Annotated in this window: 24 protein-coding genes; 14 read left to right on the top strand and 10 right to left on the bottom strand. The window is 69.4% G+C overall.

All coding sequences use genetic code 11. The features are described from left to right. The first annotated feature begins 60 nt into the window (after positions 1 to 60). Both ACIPVN_RS04180 and ACIPVN_RS04175 read left to right on the top strand, forming a co-directional pair. Positions 61 to 1,377, top strand: a complete 1,317-nt coding sequence (locus tag ACIPVN_RS04180; protein WP_400439851.1) for a hemolysin family protein — start codon at positions 61 to 63, stop codon at positions 1,375 to 1,377. Next, entirely contained in the window at positions 1,374 to 2,435 is a 1,062-nt protein-coding gene (locus tag ACIPVN_RS04175; protein WP_400439849.1) for a hemolysin family protein, read from the top strand. Before ACIPVN_RS04180 ends, ACIPVN_RS04175 begins: the two co-directional genes overlap by 4 nt. A gap of 74 nt (positions 2,436 to 2,509) precedes the next feature. Here the strand turns inward: ACIPVN_RS04175 and ACIPVN_RS04170 are convergent, their stop codons facing one another. Then, a complete protein-coding gene (locus ACIPVN_RS04170) occupies positions 2,510 to 3,577 on the bottom strand; it encodes an NADH:flavin oxidoreductase/NADH oxidase (RefSeq protein WP_400439846.1) in 1,068 nt (355 codons plus the stop codon). Between the two features lie 56 nt (positions 3,578 to 3,633). Here ACIPVN_RS04170 and ACIPVN_RS04165 point away from each other — a divergent pair, with 56 nt between their 5' ends. Genes ACIPVN_RS04165 through ACIPVN_RS04155 form a run of 3 tightly spaced genes read left to right on the top strand, consistent with a single transcriptional unit; the run spans position 3,634 to position 6,094 of the window. Then, positions 3,634 to 4,467: an NAD(P)H-hydrate dehydratase gene (locus ACIPVN_RS04165; protein WP_400439844.1), complete on the top strand. Its 834-nt coding sequence runs from the start codon at positions 3,634 to 3,636 to the stop codon at positions 4,465 to 4,467. Further along, positions 4,464 to 5,744 (top strand): hypothetical protein, encoded by a 1,281-nt coding sequence (locus tag ACIPVN_RS04160; protein WP_400439841.1) that lies wholly within the window; start codon positions 4,464 to 4,466, stop codon positions 5,742 to 5,744. The genes ACIPVN_RS04165 and ACIPVN_RS04160 overlap by 4 nt, the downstream gene beginning before the upstream one ends. 38 nt (positions 5,745 to 5,782) lie before the next feature. Then, complete coding sequence (locus tag ACIPVN_RS04155) at positions 5,783 to 6,094, top strand: thiamine-binding protein (RefSeq protein WP_247622837.1); 312 nt, start codon at positions 5,783 to 5,785, stop codon at positions 6,092 to 6,094. A gap of 14 nt (positions 6,095 to 6,108) precedes the next feature. Here ACIPVN_RS04155 and ACIPVN_RS04150 read toward each other — a convergent pair whose 3' ends face one another. Then, complete coding sequence (locus tag ACIPVN_RS04150; protein WP_400439838.1) at positions 6,109 to 6,564, bottom strand: DUF2000 family protein; 456 nt, start codon at positions 6,562 to 6,564, stop codon at positions 6,109 to 6,111. Positions 6,565 to 6,612: 48 nt separating this feature from the next. Here ACIPVN_RS04150 and ACIPVN_RS04145 point away from each other — a divergent pair, with 48 nt between their 5' ends. The 3 genes from ACIPVN_RS04145 to ACIPVN_RS04135 are packed head-to-tail and all read left to right on the top strand — an operon-like array spanning position 6,613 to position 9,270. Next, positions 6,613 to 7,398, top strand: coding sequence for an AraC family transcriptional regulator (locus ACIPVN_RS04145; protein ID WP_400439836.1), 786 nt, complete (start codon positions 6,613 to 6,615; stop codon positions 7,396 to 7,398). A 9-nt stretch (positions 7,399 to 7,407) separates the two neighbouring features. Continuing rightward, positions 7,408 to 8,637: an MFS transporter gene (locus tag ACIPVN_RS04140; RefSeq protein ID WP_400439833.1), complete on the top strand. Its 1,230-nt coding sequence runs from the start codon at positions 7,408 to 7,410 to the stop codon at positions 8,635 to 8,637. 9 nt (positions 8,638 to 8,646) lie between these two features. Further along, positions 8,647 to 9,270, top strand: coding sequence for an NUDIX hydrolase (locus ACIPVN_RS04135; RefSeq protein ID WP_400439830.1), 624 nt, complete (start codon positions 8,647 to 8,649; stop codon positions 9,268 to 9,270). A 12-nt stretch (positions 9,271 to 9,282) separates the two neighbouring features. Here ACIPVN_RS04135 and ACIPVN_RS04130 read toward each other — a convergent pair whose 3' ends face one another. Both ACIPVN_RS04130 and ACIPVN_RS04125 read right to left on the bottom strand, forming a co-directional pair. Continuing rightward, positions 9,283 to 10,491: a homoserine O-acetyltransferase gene (locus tag ACIPVN_RS04130; RefSeq protein ID WP_400439827.1), complete on the bottom strand. Its 1,209-nt coding sequence runs from the start codon at positions 10,489 to 10,491 to the stop codon at positions 9,283 to 9,285. 110 nt (positions 10,492 to 10,601) lie between these two features. Beyond that, positions 10,602 to 11,924, bottom strand: coding sequence for a bifunctional o-acetylhomoserine/o-acetylserine sulfhydrylase (locus tag ACIPVN_RS04125; protein WP_247632468.1), 1,323 nt, complete (start codon positions 11,922 to 11,924; stop codon positions 10,602 to 10,604). A 147-nt stretch (positions 11,925 to 12,071) separates the two neighbouring features. On the opposite strand from ACIPVN_RS04125, the gene ACIPVN_RS04120 reads away from it, so the two are divergent. The 3 genes from ACIPVN_RS04120 to ACIPVN_RS04110 are packed head-to-tail and all read left to right on the top strand — an operon-like array spanning position 12,072 to position 14,195. Then, positions 12,072 to 12,854 (top strand): SDR family oxidoreductase, encoded by a 783-nt coding sequence (locus tag ACIPVN_RS04120; protein ID WP_400439824.1) that lies wholly within the window; start codon positions 12,072 to 12,074, stop codon positions 12,852 to 12,854. A 2-nt stretch (positions 12,855 to 12,856) separates the two neighbouring features. Further along, the gene (locus ACIPVN_RS04115) at positions 12,857 to 13,570 is read left to right on the top strand and encodes a uracil-DNA glycosylase (protein ID WP_400439821.1); all 714 of its coding nucleotides are present in this window, start codon (positions 12,857 to 12,859) and stop codon (positions 13,568 to 13,570) included. Between the two features lie 4 nt (positions 13,571 to 13,574). After that, positions 13,575 to 14,195, top strand: coding sequence for a GNAT family N-acetyltransferase (locus tag ACIPVN_RS04110; protein WP_400439818.1), 621 nt, complete (start codon positions 13,575 to 13,577; stop codon positions 14,193 to 14,195). Here the strand turns inward: ACIPVN_RS04110 and ACIPVN_RS04105 are convergent. The 6 genes from ACIPVN_RS04105 to ACIPVN_RS04080 form a co-directional block, all read right to left on the bottom strand. After that, complete coding sequence (locus ACIPVN_RS04105; RefSeq protein ID WP_400439815.1) at positions 14,189 to 14,980, bottom strand: ABC transporter ATP-binding protein; 792 nt, start codon at positions 14,978 to 14,980, stop codon at positions 14,189 to 14,191. The genes ACIPVN_RS04110 and ACIPVN_RS04105 overlap by 7 nt on opposite strands. Then, positions 14,977 to 15,768, bottom strand: a complete 792-nt coding sequence (locus ACIPVN_RS04100; RefSeq protein ID WP_400439812.1) for an ABC transporter ATP-binding protein — start codon at positions 15,766 to 15,768, stop codon at positions 14,977 to 14,979. The genes ACIPVN_RS04105 and ACIPVN_RS04100 overlap by 4 nt, the downstream gene beginning before the upstream one ends. Next, the gene (locus tag ACIPVN_RS04095; RefSeq protein ID WP_400439809.1) at positions 15,765 to 16,637 is read right to left on the bottom strand and encodes an ABC transporter permease; all 873 of its coding nucleotides are present in this window, start codon (positions 16,635 to 16,637) and stop codon (positions 15,765 to 15,767) included. Before ACIPVN_RS04095 ends, ACIPVN_RS04100 begins: the two co-directional genes overlap by 4 nt. Beyond that, positions 16,634 to 17,581, bottom strand: coding sequence for an ABC transporter permease (locus ACIPVN_RS04090; RefSeq protein WP_400439806.1), 948 nt, complete (start codon positions 17,579 to 17,581; stop codon positions 16,634 to 16,636). Before ACIPVN_RS04090 ends, ACIPVN_RS04095 begins: the two co-directional genes overlap by 4 nt. 18 nt (positions 17,582 to 17,599) lie before the next feature. Continuing rightward, positions 17,600 to 19,117, bottom strand: coding sequence for an ABC transporter substrate-binding protein (locus ACIPVN_RS04085; RefSeq protein WP_400439804.1), 1,518 nt, complete (start codon positions 19,115 to 19,117; stop codon positions 17,600 to 17,602). 105 nt (positions 19,118 to 19,222) lie between these two features. Next, a complete protein-coding gene (locus ACIPVN_RS04080; protein WP_400443298.1) occupies positions 19,223 to 20,143 on the bottom strand; it encodes an alpha/beta fold hydrolase in 921 nt (306 codons plus the stop codon). Positions 20,144 to 20,314: 171 nt separating this feature from the next. Here ACIPVN_RS04080 and ACIPVN_RS04075 point away from each other — a divergent pair, with 171 nt between their 5' ends. The 3 genes from ACIPVN_RS04075 to ACIPVN_RS04065 are packed head-to-tail and all read left to right on the top strand — an operon-like array spanning position 20,315 to position 22,028. Continuing rightward, on the top strand, positions 20,315 to 20,791 hold the full coding sequence (locus ACIPVN_RS04075) for a carboxymuconolactone decarboxylase family protein (RefSeq protein WP_400439801.1): 477 nt from the start codon (positions 20,315 to 20,317) through the stop codon (positions 20,789 to 20,791). Further along, positions 20,788 to 21,501: a tyrosine-protein phosphatase gene (locus ACIPVN_RS04070; RefSeq protein ID WP_400439798.1), complete on the top strand. Its 714-nt coding sequence runs from the start codon at positions 20,788 to 20,790 to the stop codon at positions 21,499 to 21,501. Before ACIPVN_RS04075 ends, ACIPVN_RS04070 begins: the two co-directional genes overlap by 4 nt. A 56-nt stretch (positions 21,502 to 21,557) precedes the next feature. Beyond that, positions 21,558 to 22,028, top strand: a complete 471-nt coding sequence (locus tag ACIPVN_RS04065) for an SIP domain-containing protein (RefSeq protein WP_400439795.1) — start codon at positions 21,558 to 21,560, stop codon at positions 22,026 to 22,028. Positions 22,029 to 22,031: the final 3 nt, after the last annotated feature.

Raw genomic sequence — 22,031 nt, 5'->3', positions numbered from 1 at the left:
CCCTCCCAGTTGCAGTAGATCGCCCCACCGTCCCCCTCTCCCGCCGGAGAGGAACCTCTGATGGACTACGTCATGTTGGGCGTGGGGCTCCTGCTCACGATCGGCACCGGCCTGTTCGTCGCGAGCGAGTTCGCACTGGTCAATCTCGACCGAGCGGATCTCGAAGCGCGGCATGCACGCGGTGAATCCCGACTCGCGCTCACGATCGGTGCCCTCAAGCACACCTCGACGCATCTCTCCTCGGCACAACTGGGCATCACGCTCACCACTCTGCTGACGGGGTACACGATGGAGCCGGCGCTGTCGAACCTCCTGAGGCCGACGCTCGTCGCCTGGCACATCCCGGAGCCCGCGGTCGCACCGATCGCCACCGTCGTCGCGATGTTCGTCGCCACCGTGCTGTCGATGATCCTGGGCGAACTGGTGCCGAAGAACTTCGCGCTCGCCCTTCCGCGCGCCACCGCGAAGCTCGTGGTGCCGTTCCAGGTCGCCTTCACCACCGTCTTCAAGCCTGCGGTCGTCGTGCTCAACGGCAGCGCCAACGGCGTGCTGCGCAGCATGGGCATCGAGCCGAAGGAAGAACTCTCCGGGGCTCGCAGCGCCGAGGAACTCTCCTCGCTCGTGCGCCGATCGGCGAGCGCGGGGGTGCTCGAAGCCGACACCGCGACGCTGCTCGACCGCACCCTGACGTTCTCGCGCCTCACCGCGGCCGATGTCATGACGGCGCGCCCGAGCATGCACGCGATCGCGGCCGGGGACTCGGCCGACGACGTCATCCAGCTCGCCCGTCGCACGGGGCACAGCCGGTTCCCGGTGTACGACGACGATCTCGACGACATCATGGGGGTCGTGCATCTGAAGGCGGCGATCTCGGTGCCGCGCGACCGCCGCACCGAAGTACCGGTCGGCGCGCTCGCGACCGAGCCCCTGCGCGTTCCCGAGACCGTGCACATCGACGGTCTCATCTCCGAGCTCCGTGCGCGGGGATACCAACTCGCGGTCGTCGTCGACGAGTACGGCGGGACCGCCGGTCTCGTCACCCTCGAGGATCTCGTCGAGGAGATCGTCGGCGAGGTGTCGGATGAGCACGACCGTACGCGCGCCGGCGTGATCCGTGGCCGCGACGGGCTCACCTTCCCGGGCGAGCTGCGCCCCGACGAGCTGCGCAGTCGCGCGGGGATCGACGTCCCGGAGGGCGATGTGTACGACACGGTGGGCGGCTATGTGATGAGCGTCCTCGAGCGCGTCCCCGCGGTCGGCGACGAGGTGTCGCTCGACAGCGGCATGCTGCAGGTGGTCCGCATGGACGGTCGCCGGGTCGACCGCATCCGCTTCGTCCCGAGACCCGTCGACGCGGATGCGGAGGTGACCCGATGAGCGATTGGGGAGGACTCGCGTGGCTCGTCGTGCTGCTCGTCGCGAACGCTTTCTTCGTCGGCGCGGAGTTCGCGGTGATCTCGGCACGCCGCTCGCAGATCGAGCCGCGTGCCGAACAGGGCTCGCGCGCCGCGAAGACGGCTCTGTACGCCATGGAGCACGCGACGCTCATGCTCGCGACCTCGCAGCTGGGCATCACCATCTGCTCGCTCCTGATCCTGAACGTCTCTGAGCCCGCGATCCACCACCTGCTGGCCGTGCCGCTGCACGCGCTCGGGTGGCCCGACGGCGCCGTCGATGCGGTCTCGTTCACGATCGCCCTGCTGATCGTGTCGTTCCTGCACGTGGTCTTCGGCGAGATGGTTCCGAAGAACCTCGCGTTCTCCGTGCCGGACCGCGCCGTTCTGATCCTCGCGACCCCACTGGTGTGGGTCTCGAAGGTCTTCATGCCCGTGATCTGGGTGCTCAATGCGACGGCGAACGCCGTGTTGCGTCTGTTCCGGGTCGAACCCAAGAACGAGGCTGCCTCGACGTTCACGCTCGAGGAGGTCGCGACGATCGTCGACCAGTCGCGCCGCGAAGGGGTTCTCACCGACACGGCCGGGACGGTCGCTGCCGCCGTCGAGTTCTCCGACAAGAAGGCGCGCGACGTCGCCGTTCCGCTCGGTGACCTCGTCACGCTGCCGGCCACGACGACGCCCGACGACATCGAGAAGGCGGTCGCGCGGTACGGTTTCTCCCGCTACGTGATCGTCGATGACGAGGGCGCACCGATCGGGTACGTGCACCTCAAGGACATCCTGCGAGCATCGGACGGCCCGGATGCCGAGGTGAAGATGGTCGAGCCCCTTCCCGCCAAGCGCATCCACCACATGGTGCCGGTGCAGGAGGACACCGACCTCGAAGACGCCCTCGCGGTCATGCGCCGCGCCGGCCGTCACCTGGCCAAGGTGCGCGATGCCCGGGGCGAGACCACGGCCGTGCTCTTCCTCGAGGACATCCTCGAAGAGCTGGTCGGAGAGGTTCAGGACGCGACTCGCCGCGTACGCAGGCACTGATCCGCACACGACGAGGGCCGCCGACTCGATCACGGGTCGGCGGCCCTCGTCGCACGCGGATCGTGCGCGGCGGATCAGCGCCAGCGCGCGCGGTCGTACTGCGGGGGCCAGGCGACGTCGACACCGAGATCGTGAGCGGCGCGCAGGCCGAAGTGCGGGTCGCGCAGCCACTCGCGCCCCGCGAAGATCGCATCGGCGGCACCGTCGGAGAGCACCTGCTCCGCCTGCGCGGCGGCGGTGATCAGCCCGACCGCCGAGACCGGGATGCGACCGCCCTGGCGAACGGTCTCGGCCAGCGGCACCTGATATCCCGGGAACACGCTGATCTGCTGGTGGGCGACGAGACCGCCACTGGAGACGTCGATGAGGTCCGCACCGTGCGCGGCCGCCCATTCCCCGACCTGCGTCGCCTCGTCGGCGGTGAATCCGCCCTCGGCGTGATCGGTGGCCGAGATGCGCACGAACACGGGGACTCCGGGGCCTGCGACGTCTCGCACCGCATCGAGGATGCGCAGCAGCAGGCGGGCGCGGTTCTCGAGCGGGCCGCCGTAGTCGTCGTCGCGCCGATTCGACAGTGGCGAGAGGAACTGGTGCACGAGGTAGCCGTGCGCGCCGTGGATCTCGAGCACGTCGAACCCGGCGTCGAGCGCGCGACGGGCGGCCTCGGCGAAGCCGGTGACGACGCGTTCGATTCCCTCGGCATCGAGGGCCTCGGGCTCGGCGAATCCCTCGAACGCGACGGCGGACGGCGCGGTCGTGGTCCAGCCGCCGTCGGCGATCGGCACGGATCCGCGCAGTTCCGCCCAGGGCCACCAGGTCGATGCTTTTCGGCCGGCGTGGGCGAGTTGGATGCCCGCGAGCGAGCCGCGCTCGTGGATCGCCGCGACGATGGGCACCCAGGCATCGCGCTGCTCGTCGTTCCAGAGTCCGACGTCGCGCGGTGAGATGCGACCTTCGGGAACCACGGCGGTCGCCTCCGCGACGATCAGACCGGCGCCGCCGGAGGCGAACTGCGTCAGATGCGTGTGGTGCCATTCCTGCACCACGCCGTCGACCGCGCTGTACATGCACATCGGCGACACCCAGAGACGGTTGGGGAACTCGACGGAACGGATGCTCAGGGGGGAGAAGAGAATGCTCACCGTTCGACGCTACCCTCGCTCGCACGGACCGAGGGCCGTCGCACTAACGTGGAGTCATGGTCGAGGTGCGCGAGTGGTCCCGCAGTGATACGGCGCGGTTGCTCCGGGTGCCGTCGACCGACGACGACAAGTACTCGCGCGGTGTCGTGGCACTCCGTACCGGCTCTGCGGCTTACCCCGGCGCGGCGGTACTGGGCGTCGAGGCCGCGTGGCGCGCCGGCGCGGGGTTCGTGCGCTTCGTGGGCGACCGTCGAGTGTCGGATGCCGTGCTCGCCCGTCGCCCCGAGACGGTGACGGGGAGCGATGTCGGGCACACGCGGGTGGATGCGTGGGTGATCGGGTCGGGGACGGATGCCGCGCATCGCACCGCCGACGAAGAAGAAGCGCTCCGCTCGCTGCTGGCCGGGAGCGCCCGAGTCGTGGTGGACGCCGGGGCGCTCGACCTCGTCGACCGTCCGACCGCTCCCGTGCTGCTGACGCCCCACGCGGGGGAGTTCGCGACACTGCGTGCGCGCCTGCGTCTGGGGGCTCCCGAGGGAGATCGCGCTGCGGACGCCGGTGAGGTCGCCCGCGCGCTCGGTGTCACGCTGCTCCTGAAGGGCGCGCGCACCCTCATCGCCGCCCCGGACGGGGGAGTGATCGCCGTCGAGGCGGGGACCGGCTGGCTCGCCACGGCCGGCACGGGGGATGTGCTGGGCGGAACGCTGGGTGCGTTGCTCGCCGCGAACCCCGGCGCTCTGCTGGCAGAGGCAGCCGCCGCGGGCGCATGGCTCCACGGCTACGCCGCCCGGCTCGCCTCCGGAAGCGCGAACGGTGAGCCCGGGCATCCGATCGTCGCGTCGGACGTCGCGCAGGCGCTGCCGCGCGCGATCGCGGACGTGCTGGCGTGAAGCAGGGGGCGGAACGACTCATCGCGCTCTGGGTCGTGTTCGTCGCGATCCATGCCCTGATCGCGTGGCTGGGGTGGGTCTACCCGAGTCAGCCGATGGGTGATGTCGTGCTGGTGTACGAACCCTGGGCGACGGCGGCGGTGAGTGGTGGCCCGATCGTCGGGATCACCGAGACCTGGGTGTACCCCCAGCTGGCCCTCGTGCCGCTCCTCCTGGCGAAGGCGATGGCGGTGCCCCTCGTCGGAGTGCTCGGTGTCTCCGGGGCATACCTCGTCGCCTGGGCGATCCTCGTGAGCGCTCTCGACGCGCTCGCCTTCGCGGTGCTGCTCGGGCGCTCGCCGTCGGCACCGCGTCGCACCGCCGCATGGTTCTGGAGCGCCGCCCTCCTGCTGCTGGGACCGATCGCGCTCTACCGGCTCGATGCGGTCACCCTGCCCATCGTCGTGATCGTCGGCCTCTGGCTCGTCTCGCGCCCCGCGCTCGCCGCAGCCCTCCTGACGATCGGCGCGTGGATCAAGATCTGGCCCGGAGCGGTGCTGCTCGCGGCGCTCGTCGCCGGCCGCCATCGGCTGCGTACGGTCGTCGCGGCCCTGGCGGTGACGGCGGCCGTCGTGACCGGTCTGCTTCTACTGGGAGCGCGCGAGCATCTCTTCGGCTTCCTCACCGAGCAGGGCGGGCGCGGTCTGCAGATCGAGGCGGTCGCGGCGACGCCCTTCCTGTGGGCGGTCCCCGGCGGGTCCGCGCGCATCGAGTACAGCTTCGACATCCTCACATTCCAGGTCGCCGCTCCGGGCGCCGATGTCGTCGTCGCGGCGCTCTCCGGAGTCATGGTCGCGGTGGTCGCCGGCATCCTCGCGCTCTCGGGCTGGAAAGCGATGCGCGGGGCCGCGTTCGCCCGGCTTCTTCCCCCGCTCGCGCTCTCGCTCGTGGCGGCGCTCATCGTGACCAACAAGGTCGGCTCCCCGCAGTTCCAGGTATGGCTGATCGCGCCCGTCATCCTGTGGCTCGTGTTCGATCGTGTGCGGGCCGCCGTTCCCACCGTCGTGGTGCTCCTGCTCTGCATCCTCACCTGCCTCGTCTATCCGCTCGGCTACGACGCGCTCCTCCAGGCGCAGGTCCTGCCGATCGTGGTGCTGTCGGTGCGCAACGCCCTGCTCCTGATCCTGCTCGTGATCGGCATCCGCGCCGTCGTACGGACTCCCGACGGCGCCGCGGACCGGACGGAGCCTCTGATGCATCGCCGGCTCGACGACCCCGGGGCCACCGCGAACCGGTGAGCCCACTCACCCCACCACCGAAGAAACCGAGGTTCCTCATGTTGATCGCGTTCTCCGTCGCCCCCTCCGGCACCGGTCGCGAAGACGGCTCCGTGCACGTCGCCGTGGCCGCGGCCGTCCGTGTCGTCCGCGAGTCCGGGCTGCCGCACCGCACGACGAGCATGTTCACCGAGATCGAGGGTCCCGACTGGGACACCGTGATGGACGTCGTCAAGCGCGCCACCGAGGCGGTCATGCCCTTCGGCTCACGCGTGTCCTTGGTGCTCAAGGCCGACATCCGCCCCGGCTTCACCGGAGAGCTCGACGGCAAGATCGAGCGGCTCGAGCGCGCGATCGACGAGGCCGAGTAGGCCGCGCACCTCGTTCACGAGTGCATGCGGGCGCCCTTGAGCATGCGGTCGACGGCGTTGCGAGGACCCCGGAGCGCAAGCCCCACGAGGTCGAGGTCGGTCGTGCCCACGGCCGCGACGGCGGCACGATTGGCATCGTCGTGCGCGGTCGCGAAAAGCTCGCGCGTGTAGATCGCGAGTGCGACATCGCCTCGATCGGAGGCTCGGTCGCGCACCGAGCGCAGGAGATCGGAGTTCCCCGTCATGACCAGCACGGGTTGACGCAGCATCGGCAGATAGGTCGTGCCGTCGCGGTCGCGGTACGGTCCGCCCGTGAGATCGGGCGCGCTCACGGTGATGCCGGACATCAGGAAGGCGGTCACGTTGAGCTCCTGCCAGGCGGCGAGGCTCTCGCCGAGGAGGACGACGACTTTCGTGTCGAAGCGGGCGGTCTGGTCGAGGGGGGTGCTCGTCGGCGGTGCGCTGGTCATGAATCCACGATCGCGCCGGAGTCGCGCGGCGTCTTGTACGTTTCTTGCATGGTCGATCGCGTGCACGCCTGGCACCCCGAGGTGCCCGCAGTGCGGGAGGTGTATCACGCCTCCTTCGAGCACGCGTACCCGCTGCACGCCCACGAGGTCTGGACGGCGATGCTCGTGGACGAGGGAGCGGTCGCCTACGGTCTCGATCGCTCGCCGCACATCGCCGCGCCGGGTGCGATGACGCTGCTGCCCCCGGGCATCCCGCACGACGGGCGCTCGACCGTCGACGGCCGCATCTATCGCAAGCGGGTCGTGTACTTCGACCCCGAGTGGCTGCCCGCGGAGGCGGTGGGCAGGTCGGTCGCGCATCCGACGGTGCGGGACCCGCGCACGACGGCGGCGGCGCGACGCATCCACGCCGCACTCGCCCGGCCCGGCGACCTTCTCGCCGCCGAGCATTGGACGCTCGAGTTGCGACGACGCCTCCTCACCCATCTCGGATCGTCGACCGTGGCCGCTCGCGACACACCCCTCGCACGCCGTCTCCGGGCGCTCATCGACGATCGCTTCACGGAGTCCTTCACTCTGTCCGAGGTCGCTGAGGCGTTCGGGGCGCATCCGAGTCATCTGATTCGCTCCTTCACGCGCACGTACGGGATCGCGCCGCACCAGTACGTCTTGAGTCGACGCATCGATCTCGCGCGGAGGCTTCTCGTCGATGGCATCCGACCGTCCGACGTCGCGGCGCAGGCCGGGTTCCACGATCAGGCCCATCTCACGCGACACTTCCGCCGTCTGCTCGGGACGACCCCCGGTGCCTTCGCGCCCTCGCTGGGCCGGTAAGCTGGACCGGTGAATCCCTCGACTGAATCGAGGGGTGCGGCGAAGAGGGCGCTCCTCTCTCTCGCCATCGGCAGCTTCGGCATCGGCATGACCGAGTTCGTCATCATGGGCCTGCTCCCGAACATCGCCTCCGACCTGCTTCCCTCGCTCTGGGCCTCGAGCCAGGAGGATGCGCTCAGCCAGGCCGGCTGGCTCATCTCGCTGTACGCGCTCGGCGTCGTGGTGGGAGCGCCGACCATCGCCGGTTTCGTCGCACGCTTCCCGCGCCACCGCGTCATGATCGTCCTGGCGATCGCGCTCACCGTCTTCAACGCCCTCACCGTGGTGCTGCCGACGTTCGAGCTGGTCGGAGCGTCCCGCTTCCTCGCCGGCCTCCCGCACGGCGCCTACTTCGGCATCGGTGCACTCGTCGCGGCCGACGTCATGGGCCCGGGAAACCGCGCCAAGGGCGTCGCCTTCATCCTGACCGGCCTCACGGTCGCGAACGTCGTCGGCGTTCCACTCGGTACCTTCCTCGGGCAGGCCTGGGGATGGCGCGCCGCGTTCGGCGTCGTCGCGCTCGTCTTCGCCCTCGCGACGATCTGCATCGTGTTCTTCGTCCCCGAGCACCCGGGTTCCCCCGGCCGGACGATGCGCCAGGAGTTGGGTGTCTTCCGCATCCGGCAGGTCTGGTTCACGCTGGGCATCGGCGCGATCGGCTTCGGCGGTTTCTTCGCCGTGTACAGCTATATCGCCCCGTTGGTGACCGAGGTCGCCGGCTCGCCGGAGTGGGTGGTGCCGATCGTTCTGGTGCTCATGGGCATCGGCATGACCGTCGGAAACCTCGTGGGCGGTCATCTCGCCGACATCGACCTGCGTCGCACGCTGCTGTTCGGACTCGCGGCGATGGCGGTCGTCTTCGCCCTGCTCGCCGTCTTCTCGTTCTGGATCATCTCGCTGAGCCTGCTGGTGCTCATCGTCGGCTTCGTCTCCTCGGTGCTCAGCCCGACGATCCAGACCCGTCTCATGGACGTCGCCGGAGACAATCAGTCGATCGCCGCGGCCATGAACCACTCGGCGCTGAACATCGGCAACAGCCTCGGAGCGTTCCTGGGCGGCGTCGTGATCGCCGTCGGCTGGGGCTTCACAGCTCCGGCATGGACGGGAGCCGTGCTCGCGATCGCCGGTCTGGTGATCGCCCTGCTCTCGTACCGCGTCGAAGCTCATCGCTCCGCGGCCCCGGTGAGCGCATCGTCGTAGGGTGAGGGGATGCTCATCCCCGATGCTCTTCCGGTCGCCGGAACGGCCGTGCTGGTTCGTGACTCCGGCGGCGGCGGCGTCGAGGTGCTGATGATCCGTCGGCCTGAGCGGGGTTCCTTCGCGGACGCATGGGTCTTCCCGGGCGGCAAGGTGGAGCACCGGGATCGACGAGACGGCTCGGCGGAGATCGATGACGCTCGCCGCGCCGCCATTCGCGAAACGCAGGAGGAGGTCGGCCTCGAGGTCGACGGTCTGACGGTGTTGTCGCAGTGGCATCCGCCCGCCGAGGCGCCGACGCGGATCCGGACGTGGTTCTTCCTCGCGCCGGCACCGGATGCCACGCCCGAGCCGTCGCCCGAGGAGGTCGTCGACTACGCCTGGACGACGCCGGCAGAGGCGATCGAACGGCACGCGACGGGGGAGTGGACGCTGTTTCCGCCGACGTGGATGACGCTCCACGGTTTGATCGCGGTCACCGACGCCGCGTCCGCGCTCGCCGCCTCGTCGGCACCGACCCTGTTCCGAACGCGCGTGATCCCGACGGATGCCGGGCGCGACTTCGCCTGGGAGCAGGGTCGTCTGCTGACCGACCGACTCCCGTGGCGCTTCGTCGAGGAGCGCGTCGCCGAGTGAGCCGTCGGCGCGTCAGGTCGCGAGCAGTCGGCGCAGGTGGGCGCCCACGGCCTCGTTCTCGATGAGGAACCCGTCGTGCCCGAAGTCGCTGTTCAGGACGACCGCGTCGTGGCCGTCGAGGGTGTTCGGGATGCTCCGGGCGATGCGGTGCTGGCCGTCGACCGGGAAGAGGCGGTCGCTGTCGATCCCCAGCACGAGCGTCGTCGCGGTCACGGTGCGCAACGCCTCCTCCACGCCGCCGCGATCACGCCCGACGTCGTGCGAGTTCATGGCCTCGACGAGCGTGATGTAGCTGTTCGCGTCGAAGCGGCGGGTGAACTTGTTGCCGTGGAAGTCGAGGTACGACTCGACGGCGAAGCGTCCGCCGTGCCCGAGCGGTGAGACCCCCGACTGCCAGGAGCGCTGGAACCGCTGATTGAGCTCGATCGGGCTCCGGTAGTTCAGCAGAGCCATCCGCCGGGCGAGGGCCAGCCCCCGGTGCGGGCCGTCGCCGTCGCCGAGGTCGTAGTACTCGCCGCCCTGGAAACGCGGATCCATGCGGATCGTCTCGAGCTGCACGGTGTTGAGCGCGATCTGGTCGGCGGTGGTCACGGGTGGCGACGAGAGCACGGCGAGCCGTTCGACCCGTTCCGGATGCGTCACCGCCCACTCGAGCGCGTGCATGCCGCCCATCGAGCCGCCGATGACCGCGGCCCACGTATCGATGCCCAGGGCATCGGCGAGGCGCACCTGAGCGGCGACCTGATCGCGGATCGTCAGGTACGGGAAGCGCGAGGCCCACTCGTAGCCGTCGGGGGCGACGCTCGCCGGCCCGGTCGACCCCTGGCAGCCGCCGAGCATGTTGGGTGCGATGACGAACCAGCGGTCGGTGTCGAGGGGCGCGCCGGGACCGGTGAGTTCTTCCCACCACCCGGCGGTCGGATGCCCCGCACCGGCCTCGCCGCGCACGTGGCTGTCACCGGTGAGGGCGTGCAGCACGAGCACCGCGTTGTCGCCCGCGGCGTTCAGTTCACCCCACGACTCGTAGGCGATGCGGATGCTCGGGAGTTCGGCCCCGCTCTCGGTCCGGAACGCGCCCGAACGCGCGAAGCGGCGTCCGCCCACGGGATCGCCGTCGCGCCAGGCGCCGGTCGCGGGAGGTCGCGCGCGGAGGAGCCGGACATCGGCCTCCGTCACGAGTGCCGAGGGCACCGTGTCTTCAGAGGTCGTCTGCCAGTCCATGCTTCCATTCTCGCGTGACCTGCGGGGCGGGTGGTGAACGTTACGTCGCCGGAAGACACGGATGCCCCGGACTCCGGGAGTCCGAGGCATCCGTCACAGCACAGGAGCCGTCAGGCGCGAGCGGCCTCCGACACGCGACGGGCGGCGGCCAGAGCCTGGTCGAGGTCGGCCTTGAGGTCGTCGACGTTCTCGATGCCGACCGAGAGGCGCACGAGGCCGGGCGTGACGCCCGCCGTGAGCTGCTGCTCGGGGGTGAGCTGCGCGTGAGTGGTCGATGCGGGGTGGATGACGAGTGAGCGCACGTCGCCGATGTTCGCCAGGTGGCTGAACAGCGAGAGGCTGTTCACGAACTCGCGACCCGCCTCGACACCGCCCTTCAGCTCGAACGACAGCACCGCGCCGACGCCCTTGGGCGCGTACTCGTTGGCCTTGGCGTACCAGGGGGAGGACGGCAGGCCCGAGTAGTTGACGGTCGCGACGTCATCGCGTCCGTCGAGCCACTCGGCGATCTCCTGCGCGTTCTGCACGTGGCGCTCGATGCGCAACGACAGCGTCTCGACGCCCTGGATCAGGTTCCACGCGCTCTGCGGGGCGATCGCGGATCCGAGGTCGCGGAGCAGCTGCACGCGAGCCTTGATGATGTATGCGAGCGGGTCGCCCACCGCGGTCGTGTAGCTCGCGCCGTGGTACGAGGGGTCCGGAACGGTGAGCCCCGGGAACTTCTCGACGTTCTTCGACCACTCGAACGAACCGCCGTCGATGATGACGCCGCCGATCGTGGTGCCGTGGCCGCCGAGGAACTTGGTGACCGAGTGGATCACGATGTCGGCGCCGTGCTCGAACGGGCGGATCAGGTACGGGGTGGCGATCGTGTTGTCGACGATGAGCGGCACACCGCTGGCGTGCGCGACGTCGGCGACGGCGCGGATGTCGAGGACGTTGATCTGCGGGTTGCCGATCGTCTCGGCGAAGAACAGCTTGGTGTTCGGGCGGACGGCGCGGCGCCACTCCTCGGGGTCGTCCTGGTTCTCGACGAACGTGACCTCGATGCCGAGCTTGGCGAGCGTGTACTTGAAGAGGTTGTAGGTGCCGCCGTAGATCGAGCTCGAGGCGACGAAGTGGTCACCGGCCTCGGCGATGTTCAGGATCGCGAAGGTCGATGCCGCCTGGCCGCTCGAGAGCACCAGTGCTCCCGTGCCTCCCTCGAGGGCCGCGAGGCGCTGCTCGAGGACGTCCTGCGTCGGGTTCTGGATGCGGGTGTAGATGTTGCCGAACTCGGCCAGGGCGAAGAGGTTCGCCGCGTGGTCGGCGCTGTCGAACACGTACGAGGTGGTCTGGTAGATCGGCGTGGCACGCGCCTTGGTCACCGGGTCGGGCGCAGCGCCGGAGTGGATCTGCTTGGTCTCGAAACGCCAGGTCTCGGGTGCGGACATGTTGTTCCCCCTGGAACGATCGATGGTGGGATGGCAGATGCCGTTTCAGCGAGAGTACGGAACACTCCCCGCTGTCAACAAAGGGTGGGAAATGTGACGTAACACTGCCGATCGACGAAAAACCGCGGAACATCGTACGGTGGAGGCATGGTGAACAGACGTGCAGTTGTGACGGGAGCGAGCTCGGGGATCGGGGCGGCGACGGTGCGGGAGCTCCGGTCGCGCGGATGGGACGTCGTGGGCGTCGCCCGACGCGAGGATCGGCTCACGGCCCTCGTGGCCGAGACCGGGGCATCCGCCATCGCCTGCGACCTGACCGACTCCGCCGCCGTCGACGCCCTCATCACCGAGCTGGAGGCCAGCGGCCCCGTGCACGCGCTCGTGCAGGTGGCCGGGGGTGCGCGCGGAACCGACCGCATCGAGGACGCCTCCGTCGAGGACTGGCAGTGGATGTTCGACGCGAACGTGCTCTCGACGCAGCGGCTCGTGAAGGGCCTGCTTCCCCTGCTGCGCCGCGCGGCAGCGGCCGACGGCCACGCCGACACCGTGTTCGTGACCTCGACGGCCGCCCAGTCCGCGTATGCGGGCGGTGCCGGATACAACGCGGCGAAGGCCGCCGAGGCGATGCTCGTACGGGTGCTCCGCCAGGAGCTGAACGGCGAGCCGATCCGTGTGGTCGAGGTGGCACCGGGGATGGTGCACACCGAGGAGTTCACCCTCAACCGTCTCGGCGGAGACGCCGTCGCGGCCGAAGCCGTCTATGCCGGGGTCGAGGCTCCTCTGCTCGCCGAAGACGTCGCCGACGTCATCGCCTACGCGCTCGATGCGCCGGGGCACGTGAACCTCGACCTCGTCACGATGCGCCCGGTCGCGCAGTCGGCGCAGCACCTGCTGGCGCGCGGACCGCTGCGCGTGCGCTCCGCCGACTGACGATGGCGCGCACCCTCGTGGAGCTCGCCGCGGATGGCGAGATCGATCCGGGATGGGCGGAGGCGCTCGCGCCGGTGCAGCACGACATCACCGCCCTGGGCGAGCGTCTGCGCGGCGAGGTGGAGGCCGGGCGCGGATACCTCCCGGACGGTGCGAACGTGCTTCGGGCGTTCCGGCGACCGCTCGCCGATGTGCGGGTGCTCATCATCGGGCAGGATCCCTATCCCACCCCCGGGCATCCGATCGGACTCTCGTTCGCGGTGGACCGCGACGTACGGCCGCTGCCGCGCAGCCTCGCCAACATCTACCGCGAGCGGGAGAGCGATCTCGGCATTCCGCCCGCGCCGCACGGCGACCTCGCGGCGTGGAGCGATCAGGGGGTGCTGCTGCTGAACCGTGTGCTGACCGTGCAGCCGGGCGTCGCGGGGTCGCATCGGCGGTGGGGCTGGGAGAAGGTCACCGAAACGGCGATCCGGGCGCTGGTCGCGCGCGACCGCCCCCTCGTGGCGATCCTGTGGGGCAAGGATGCCGAGAACCTGCGTCCCCTCCTCGGATCGACACCGGTCATCGCGTCGGCCCACCCGTCGCCGCTGTCGGCGCGTCGGGGCTTCTTCGGGTCTCGACCCTTCTCCCGCGCGAACGAACTGCTCGAGGACCGGGGAGAGGCACCCATCGACTGGCGGGTAGAGGGCGAACGCCCCGGATCCCTAAGCTGAACGCATGCAGTTCGAACCGGGGGACCGACGTCGCATCCTGCCGCGCCACCTGCGTCCTGCGGCGACCCCCGAGATCTTCTCGTACACGATCCGTCCCGCTCGCCCCGGCGATCTGCCCTCCGTGCGCGAGATCTACAACCACTTCGTGAGCAACTCCGCCGTCACGCTCGACGAGAAGAGCAGCAGCATCCCGTACTGGCGCGACAAGTTCGCGCTGCTCGACCGGCTCGGGCTCCCGTTCCTCGTCGCTGTCTCACCGTCTGGGGTGGTCATCGGATACGCGCTCGCGCAGCCCTGGGCGGGCAAGAACGCCTATCGCTACACGGTCGAGGACTCCATCTACCTCGGCCCGGGCGCCGGCGGCAAGGGCCTCGGCGGCGCGCTGCTGCAGGCGTTGATCGACGCCTGCGAACAGTTCGGCATCCGCGAGATGGTGGCGGTCATCAGCGACAGCGGTGCCGAGGCCTCGATCCGTCTGCACGCGCGACTCGGATTCGTGGAGGCGGGGCGCATGGCACGCGTCGGCCACAAGTTCGGTCGTGAACTCGGCACCGTCTACATGAAACGCGCGCTGAGGCCGGTCGCGCGCCGCCGTCGCTTCCTCGCCGCCGGCCGCGGTCACTGACCGCGCGGGATCACCGGGATCGCGGCGAGCAGGGCCTTCGTGTAGTCGTGCTGCGGGCGCAGGAGCACGTCGTCGGTCGTGCCGCGCTCGACGATCCGGCCGTCCTTCATGACCACGACGGTGTCGCTGAGGTTCTGCACGACGCCGATATCGTGCGAGACGAGCACGAGGGTGAGGTCGGTCGTCCGGCGCAGATCGGCCAGGAGGTCGAGGATCTGCGCCCGCACGGTCACGTCGAGGGCCGAGAGCGGCTCGTCGCCGATGAGGATGCGGGGACCGTGCACGATCGCGCGCGCCAATGCGATGCGCTGCCGCTGCCCGCCCGAGAACTCGTGCGGATACCTGTCGCCGGCATCGGGCTCCAGCCCGACTCGGGCGAGCACTTCGCGCACACGCGCACGATGTTCGCCGTCGATGCCGAGGGCCCACAGCGGCTCGCGCACGATCTGCCCGGCGGTCATGCGCGGGTCGAGCGAGGCGTAGGGGTCTTGGAAGACGAGTCCTGTCTGCCGGCGTAGCCACCGGAGGGACGTCGCGGATGCCGACGCGTCCACGCGCCGACCGCCGACGGACACCGTCCCCGAGGTCGGTGTGTCGAGGCCCAGCAGCAGGCGCACCAGTGTCGACTTTCCCGAACCGGACTCGCCGATGATCCCGACGGACGAGCCCTCGACGATGTCGAGGTCGGTCGGCTCGAGTGCCGTCTGCCGACGCGTGCGCTCGAGGGGCGAGCGCTTCGGGACGATGAACTCGCGGGTCAGCCCGCGCGCTTCGACGAGACTCATGCGATGCCTCCGTCCGGGCGCCACAGCGTCGCCGTCGCATCGCGGAGCAGCCCCTGCGTGATCGGCGAGCTCGGCGCGGTGAGCAGCGTCGAGACCGGAGCGGACTCGACGACGCGTCCGTGTTCGAGAACCACGCCCTCTGTGGCGACCTGCGCGAGGACGGCGAGGTCGTGGGTGATGAACACGAGCGACATGCCCTCGTCCTCGACGAGGCGCAGCAGGAGCGTCAGGATCTCGGATTGGATCGTGACGTCGAGCGCCGTGGTCGGCTCGTCGGCGATGAGCACCCGCGGTCGGCTGGCGAGCGCCATGGCGATCGCCACGCGCTGGCGCTGGCCGCCCGAGAGCTGGTGCGGGTAGCGATCGACGATCGACTCCGGATCGGGGAGTCGCACGCGGGTGGCTTCCTGAACTGCGCGCACGCGCGCCTCCCGTCGCCCGATGCCCTCGTGGATGCGGATGGCTTCGGCGATCTGCCGACCGACCGTGCGGATCGGGTTGAGCGCGGTGCGGGGCTCCTGGAACACGATGCCGATCTCGTCTCCGCGCAGTCGGGCGAGCTCGCGGTCCGGCATCCCGATCAGCTCCGTCCCGTTCCATCGGATGCTCCCGGCCGCCGTGGCGCCGTCGGGCAGGAGCCCGAGGATCGCGAGAGCGGTGAGTGATTTGCCCGACCCGGACTCGCCGATCAGCCCCAGACGGGCACCGTCCTCGACCTCGAACGAGATGCCGTCGACCACGCGACGCCCGTCGATCTCGACGGCCAGATCTTCGACGACGAGGCTCATGCGACGACTCCAGGGGTGTGGGTCTCGGCACGGCGGTGACGCAGCGTGGGGTCGGTCGCTTCGCGCAGCGCGTCGCCGAGGAGGTTCAGGGCGAGGACGGTGAGGGTGATCGTGAGACCCGGCCAGATCACCGAGAGCGGGTGCACGCCGATGTAGCGCTGCAGGTCGGCGAGCAGCAGGCCCCAGCTGGGCTCGACGACCGATGCACCGAATCCGAGGTACGACAGCCCGGCTTCGGCCAGCACGGCGACGGCCATCGACCACGACAGCTGCACGATGAACACCGGAGCGACGTTGGGGAGCAGATGACGCAGCAGGCTCTGCGCGGGTGTGAGGCCCGACGCCTTCGCCGCCAGGATGAAGTCGCTCTGCTGCACGCGTCGCAGCTCGGGACGCGTGACGCGTGCGATGTTCACGCCGAAGCCGATGCCCACGGCCCAGATCACGACCCAGAGCGAGCCGCCCCAGACCGAGGAGATCATCATCGCGATGAGGAGCACCGGGAAGGCGATCAGGATGTCCACCAGCACGGCGATCGTTTCGCGCAGCCATCGGGCGGTGAGGGCCCCGAGCGCGGCGAGGGCGATGCCGACGAGCGTGGCGACGACTCCGGCACCGATGCTGACGAACACCGTCGTGCGCGCCCCCGCCATGATCAGGCTCAGGATGTCGCGCCCGGTGTCGTCGGTGCCCAGCAGATGGGGCCAGCTCGGACCGAGCCACCGCTCGCTGATGGTCGAGGACTGAGGGTCGAACGGCGTCCAGAAGAGGGCGACGACTGCTGTCAGGCCGATGACGGCGACGACGATCAGGCCGAAGGCGCCCGTCGGGGTCGCCCACAGACGGCGGAGCCACAGCGGGGCCATCATGCCTCCCTCTGGCGTGGGTCGATCGCGCGGTGGAGCAGGTCGACCACGAATCCGACCACGAGTACGAAGCCGGTGAGCACGAGGAGTTCGCTCTGCACCTTGATGAGGTCGCGGGTGCCGACGTCTGCCACCAGCATCCGCCCGATGCCCGGGAGGGTGAACAGCTGCTCGATCACGACCGATCCCACGATGATGCCGGCGATCTGCAGACCGAGCACCGTGATGATCGACAGCCCGACGGCGGGGATGCCGTGTCGGATCAAGGCCTGCGTCCGGCTGAGGCCCTTCGCCGCAGCCGTGCGGACGAAGTCCTGGCCGGCTGCCTGCAGGGTCGCGCTGCGGACGAAGCGCATGAGCATGGCACCCTCCACGATCCCGATCGTGAGAGCCGGCAGGAGGAGGGCCTCGATGGCCTCGCCGGGGGTGCTCCACCCGGTGCGGGGGAAGCCCTGCGGGGGCAACCATCCGAGCCAGACCGAGAAGACGACGATGAGCATCATCCCGGCCCAGACGACGGGCACGGCGGCGAGGGTCTGGGCACCGACGCTCAATGCCGTGCCCGCACGCCGTCCGCGAGCCAGCGCCGCGAGGATGCCGAAGGGGATCGCGATCACGACGGCGATGAGGAGCGACATCAGCCCGAGCGGCACCGTGACCTGCGCCTTGAGCAGGAGCTCCTCGCCGACCGAGGCGCCGGAGAGCAACGAGGTGCCGAGGTCGCCGCGGAAGATGCCTCCGATCCAGTCGGTGTACTGCGACAGGAGAGGGCGGTTCAGGCCGAGCGATTCGCGCAGCGCTTCGACCTCGGCCGGCGAGGCCTGGGTGCCGGCGATGAGCTGGGCCACGTCGCCCGGGAAGACGCGCAGGGTGAGGAAGATGAGGGCGCTCGCGACGAGGAGCCCTGCGATGAGCAGGGCCCCTCGGACGAGCGCGTAACGGATCACGGAGGACGAGACCGTCGCCTAGTCGGCGGACGAGACCGTCACGCCGGCCAGGTTGATGCGCGAGTTGATCGAATCCTCGGGGAACCCGGTGACGATCGGAGCGACCGCGGTGATCGTCTGACCGTTGTACAGCCAGTCGGCCGCGTGGTCCTCCGAGACGATCCGCGCCGCCTGGGCGAGGAGCTCGGCGGAGGCGTCGGGATCGACCTCGGCGAGGGCCTCGGCGTAGAGGCTCTGCACCTCGGCGTTGTCGTACCCGAAGTAGTAGTCCGGGTTCGCGAAGTTACCGAAGTCGCGAGGCTCGACGTGCAGCACGTAGCTGAGGTCGTAGTCGTGGTTGGTGTAGACGTCTTCGAGCCAGGTGGCGAACTCGACCGAGTCGACGTCGAGGGTGACGCCCACCTTCGCGAAGTCCGAGATGAGCACCTTCGGTACCGTGGTGCCGTAGAACGAGGGGATCGTGAGGGTCAGCTCGAGATCCTCCTGCCCGGCCTCGGCCAGGAGCTCCTTCGCGCGCTCGGGGTCGTAGGACACGACATCGGAGAGGTCCTCGTACCCGGGGTCGAGCTCGGGGATCGGTCCGTAGAGCGGGGTGCCCGCGCCGGCCGCCTCGATGAGCGCGTCGTGGTCGATCGCCAGGCGAAGCGCCTCGCGCACACGGACGTCGTCGAGCGGCGCCTTCGCGTTGTTGAATGCGAGCGTGGCCTTGTCGGTCGTCCGGCCGGTGGTGAGGGTGAAGTCGCCCGAGTCCTCGAGCTGCGGTGCGAGGTTCGGGTCCACGGCGGTCAGCACGTCGACGTCGCCAGCGATCGCCGCGTTCACGCCCGCGGTGAAGTCGGGGATGTACTGGAACTCGACCGACGCGACGCCGGCGGGCTCACCCCAGTAGGCGTCGCTGCGCGCGAATGTGATCGTGCTGCCCTTGTTCCAGCGGGTGAGAGTGAAGGGTCCGGTGCCGTTCTCCGCCGTCTGCAGATCGGTGGTGTCGCCGCTCTTGAACACCAGGCCGGCGGGACCGGTCAGGGCGAAGAGGAAGTTCTGGTTCGGCTCGGAGAGCACGATCTCGACGGTCTTGTCGTCGGGCGCGGTGATCGACGAGACCGACGCGAACTCCGCGTTGCCCTGGACGGTCTCGTCGGTGCGAACCTCCTCGTACGAGGCGACGACATCGGCAGACGTCAGTGGGGAGCCGTCGTGGAAGACCACTCCGTCGTTGAGGGTGAACGAGTAGGTCAGGCCGTCGTCGGAGACCGAGTAGTCCGAGGCGATGCGCGCCTCGATCCCGTTGTCCTGGGTGCGGGTGACTAGGCCCTCGTAGATGTTGTCGATGAGGATCTGCTCGAGTGCCGCACCGCTGGTGTGCCGGATGTCGAGGTTGGTCGGCTCGAGAACGAGACCCACGTGCAGGGTCGCGTCGGGGTCGACCTCACCCGTCGAGGTGGCGGCGGGCTGCGGACTGCCGGAGCACGCGCTGAGGATCACAGCGGTGGCGGCGAGCGCGGAGATGAGCGCTACGCGTCGGGAGCGTCGGAACATGGTGGTTTCCTCTCGGTGCGGCAGGTGCTGTGTGCCGGTTGAACGAGCCTAGGGATGAGCGAGAAATCGAAGGGTGCGGTGTGGAACGCGACGTCACATTCCGTTTCACACCGACGCGGAGGCGGCAGCGACGAACTCGGCGAGCTCGGCGGGCGCGGTCTCCTGCACGTTGTGGGTGGCGTCGAACACCACGACGCGTGCGTCGGGTATGCGGCGCTGCAGATCGTCGGCATCCGCCTCGCTCACGAATCCCCGCGTCGCCCGGATCACGGTCAGAGGAGCGCGGACGGCGGCGAGATCGTCCCATCCGGTCTCGTGCAGGACCGATGGCGCCGCCGGCGTGCCCGGGTCGTGAGATGCGAGAGCCTGCGCCGCGAGGTGCGCGAAATGGTGCTTCCACTCGATGCGTCCATCCGGCCGCACGCGGGTGTTCAGGAACACACCGCGCTCGGTCTCGGGGCGTGTACCGCCGAAGCCGAGCGAGATCGCCTTGTCGACGAGTTCATCGCGGGTCGCGAAATCCACGGGTCCGGCATAGAACTCGCGGAGAGCTGCGGGACCGGCGGAGGTGTCGATGCCGGGGGTGATGTCGACGACGATGAGTTCGGCGACGAGATCCGGGCGGCTCGCCGCCAGCGCTGCACCGGTCAGGCCGCCCAGTGACTGTCCGACGACGATCTGCGGCACGTCGGTCCAGGCATCGAGCGCCGCAGCCACGTCGGCGGCGAGGGTGCGCGGCGTGTAGTCGAGATCGTCGCGCCATGACGAGTCGCCGTGTCCGGCGAGGTCGATCGCGAGCAAGGGGATCCCGAGGGCGAGCGCCGTGGTGTCCCAGGTGTGGGCGTTCAGACCGGCGCCGTGCAGCAGTGTCACGCGCGCAGGTTCCGTGCCGAAGCGAAGCGCGCTGACCGCACGACCGTCCGGCAGGGCGAGGGTGAGCCGTTCGACGGGAGGAACGGGAACGCCGAGTGCCTCGGCCTGCGCGGGAAGATAGCTGAACTCGCTGATGTCGATCGCCACGCCCATATTCTGCGCCCCGTGAGACGTCATCGCGAAATGCCGGATCAAAGTGAGCGGTCAAGATGCGGTAAACCGTGACAATAAGATCAATAAGAGCAGCATGAACTTATCGTTCTGCATTTCCCGACGGCGCGATGCGTCACCCTCGTGGCATCGACAGCCGAATATCATGGAGTCATGAGCGAGACGCGAGTGCACCTCTCCAAGACCGAGCCGACCGCCTACCAGGCCCTCGATGCGTTCTCCCGCACCGTCGGAGACATCTGCGCTGCCAACGGGATCGACGATCGTCTGAAAGAACTCGTCATGATCCACTGCTCGCAGCTCAACGGGTGCGCCTACTGCACCCGTATCCACGTCGACCGCGCCGAGGCTGCAGGCATCGACGCCGACACCATGATGCAGATCGCCACGTGGCGCGAGAGCGGCGTGTTCAGCGAGCGCGAGCGAGCGGCGCTCGAACTCGCCGAGGCGTTCACCTTCATCTCGGACGAGGGCGTGTCCGACGAGGTGTACGACCGCGTCGGCAGTGTCTTCACCGAGAAGGAGTATGCGGCGCTGAGCTGGGCGTGCGTGTCGATCAACGCGTTCAACCGCGTCGTCGTCGCCGGGCGATACCCCGTGCCGGCCCGTTCGCCGCAGGCGACACCATGAGCGTGCTCGACGTCGGCGGTGTCAACAACGTCCGCGACGTCGGAGGGATGCCGGCCGTCGGCGGTCGTATCCGACACGGCGTGCTGTTGCGCTCCGGTCAGCTGTCCGGAGCCACGGCGAAGGGGGCCGAGGAGCTCCGCGGCCGTGTCGCGCACATCGTCGATCTGCGTGACGGCGAGGAGGTGGCGGCGGAGCCCAGCGAGATCGTCGGTCCGGATACCACGCACCTCCCGCTGTTCCTGGGTTCCGTGCGCTCGTTCTTCGAAACCGACACGAGTCTCGAAGACCTCTATCTCCATCTCCTCGAGGAGAGCGGTGACAGGCTCGTCGAGGCCATCCGCATCATCGCGGCGGGGGAACCGACGCTCGTCCACTGCACGGTGGGTAAGGACCGCACAGGGGTGACGGTCGCGCTCGCATTGTCGGCCGTCGGTGCCGATCGCGAGGCGGTGATCGAGGACTATGCACTGACGGAGTCGCAGCTCCCGCCCGAGCGGAACCGTCGGATCGCCGCATACCTGACGGAGCTGCACCCCGAAGCCGTCAATGCCGTCTCTCTCGCGACGCAGTCACCGGCTCCCGTGATGCGCCGTCTGCTCGAGATGGTCGACGAGCGCTGGGGGTCGGCGGCCGACTATCTGCGGGCACAGGGGATGACGGATGCCGAGCTCGAGGCGCTCACCGCGGCTCTCGTCGAGCCCGTCGGGTGAGGCGGATCGTGGAGCAAGGTTAGGCATGCCTTCATCGGTGTTACGATGGAAGGACCATGGACACCACGTTCGACACCCGCAGCACGCGCGCAGCGCGCCGTGCCGCTCGTCAGCGCTCTCACCACCTCGTCACGGCAGATGAGAAGTCGCTCGTCGACCTCGAGATGTTCCTCTCCACGCTTCCGCTGTGCGCATCGGGTCGGATCTTCATCGAGGTGCCGACCGCCGATGACATCCAGGTGATCGACGCGCCGGCACGCATGACCGTCACCTGGCTGGCCCGCGCCGATCGCTCGGGGGCTCCGGGCTCCGGTCGCTCCTGCGCTCCGGGGCAGGCTCTCGCACGTGCCACGTGCGCGTGGGCCGACGAGATGCTGTGCGATGACGAGGTCTCCACTCAGGTCACCCTTCTCGGCGGGTACCTCGGCACCGCCGACATCGTCGACCACCTCACGACGAGCCTCGCGGTCGAGCCGACGTCGATCCACGCTCCCGAGCGCTTCGGTCTCCTCCCGCTCGATCGCTGACCG

Source organism: Microbacterium sp. NPDC090003, from assembly GCF_044748385.1.
GTDB lineage: Bacteria > Actinomycetota > Actinomycetes > Actinomycetales > Microbacteriaceae > Microbacterium.
Note: the sequence above shows the minus strand (reverse complement) of the source record. Positions and strands in the feature narration are given on the sequence as shown.

Excerpts from the sequence above, each read along its gene's own strand:
- ACIPVN_RS04125 (WP_247632468.1), bottom strand. The coding sequence starts at position 11,924 with ATGTCCGCACCCGAGACCTGGCGTTTCGAGACCAAGCAGATCCACTCC.
- ACIPVN_RS04085 (WP_400439804.1), bottom strand. The coding sequence starts at position 19,117 with ATGTTCCGACGCTCCCGACGCGTAGCGCTCATCTCCGCGCTCGCCGCC.
- ACIPVN_RS04110 (WP_400439818.1), top strand. The coding sequence starts at position 13,575 with ATGCAGTTCGAACCGGGGGACCGACGTCGCATCCTGCCGCGCCACCTG.
- ACIPVN_RS04120 (WP_400439824.1), top strand. The coding sequence starts at position 12,072 with ATGGTGAACAGACGTGCAGTTGTGACGGGAGCGAGCTCGGGGATCGGG.
- ACIPVN_RS04070 (WP_400439798.1), top strand. The coding sequence starts at position 20,788 with ATGAGCGTGCTCGACGTCGGCGGTGTCAACAACGTCCGCGACGTCGGA.
- ACIPVN_RS04080 (WP_400443298.1), bottom strand. The coding sequence starts at position 20,143 with ATGGGCGTGGCGATCGACATCAGCGAGTTCAGCTATCTTCCCGCGCAG.
- ACIPVN_RS04115 (WP_400439821.1), top strand. The coding sequence starts at position 12,857 with ATGGCGCGCACCCTCGTGGAGCTCGCCGCGGATGGCGAGATCGATCCG.
- ACIPVN_RS04135 (WP_400439830.1), top strand. The coding sequence starts at position 8,647 with ATGCTCATCCCCGATGCTCTTCCGGTCGCCGGAACGGCCGTGCTGGTT.
- ACIPVN_RS04175 (WP_400439849.1), top strand. The coding sequence starts at position 1,374 with ATGAGCGATTGGGGAGGACTCGCGTGGCTCGTCGTGCTGCTCGTCGCG.
- ACIPVN_RS04095 (WP_400439809.1), bottom strand. The coding sequence starts at position 16,637 with ATGATGGCCCCGCTGTGGCTCCGCCGTCTGTGGGCGACCCCGACGGGC.
- ACIPVN_RS04155 (WP_247622837.1), top strand. The coding sequence starts at position 5,783 with ATGTTGATCGCGTTCTCCGTCGCCCCCTCCGGCACCGGTCGCGAAGAC.
- ACIPVN_RS04075 (WP_400439801.1), top strand. The coding sequence starts at position 20,315 with ATGAGCGAGACGCGAGTGCACCTCTCCAAGACCGAGCCGACCGCCTAC.
- ACIPVN_RS04105 (WP_400439815.1), bottom strand. The coding sequence starts at position 14,980 with ATGAGTCTCGTCGAAGCGCGCGGGCTGACCCGCGAGTTCATCGTCCCG.
- ACIPVN_RS04145 (WP_400439836.1), top strand. The coding sequence starts at position 6,613 with ATGGTCGATCGCGTGCACGCCTGGCACCCCGAGGTGCCCGCAGTGCGG.
- ACIPVN_RS04065 (WP_400439795.1), top strand. The coding sequence starts at position 21,558 with ATGGACACCACGTTCGACACCCGCAGCACGCGCGCAGCGCGCCGTGCC.
- ACIPVN_RS04165 (WP_400439844.1), top strand. The coding sequence starts at position 3,634 with ATGGTCGAGGTGCGCGAGTGGTCCCGCAGTGATACGGCGCGGTTGCTC.
- ACIPVN_RS04100 (WP_400439812.1), bottom strand. The coding sequence starts at position 15,768 with ATGAGCCTCGTCGTCGAAGATCTGGCCGTCGAGATCGACGGGCGTCGC.
- ACIPVN_RS04150 (WP_400439838.1), bottom strand. The coding sequence starts at position 6,564 with ATGACCAGCGCACCGCCGACGAGCACCCCCCTCGACCAGACCGCCCGC.
- ACIPVN_RS04180 (WP_400439851.1), top strand. The coding sequence starts at position 61 with ATGGACTACGTCATGTTGGGCGTGGGGCTCCTGCTCACGATCGGCACC.
- ACIPVN_RS04130 (WP_400439827.1), bottom strand. The coding sequence starts at position 10,491 with ATGGACTGGCAGACGACCTCTGAAGACACGGTGCCCTCGGCACTCGTG.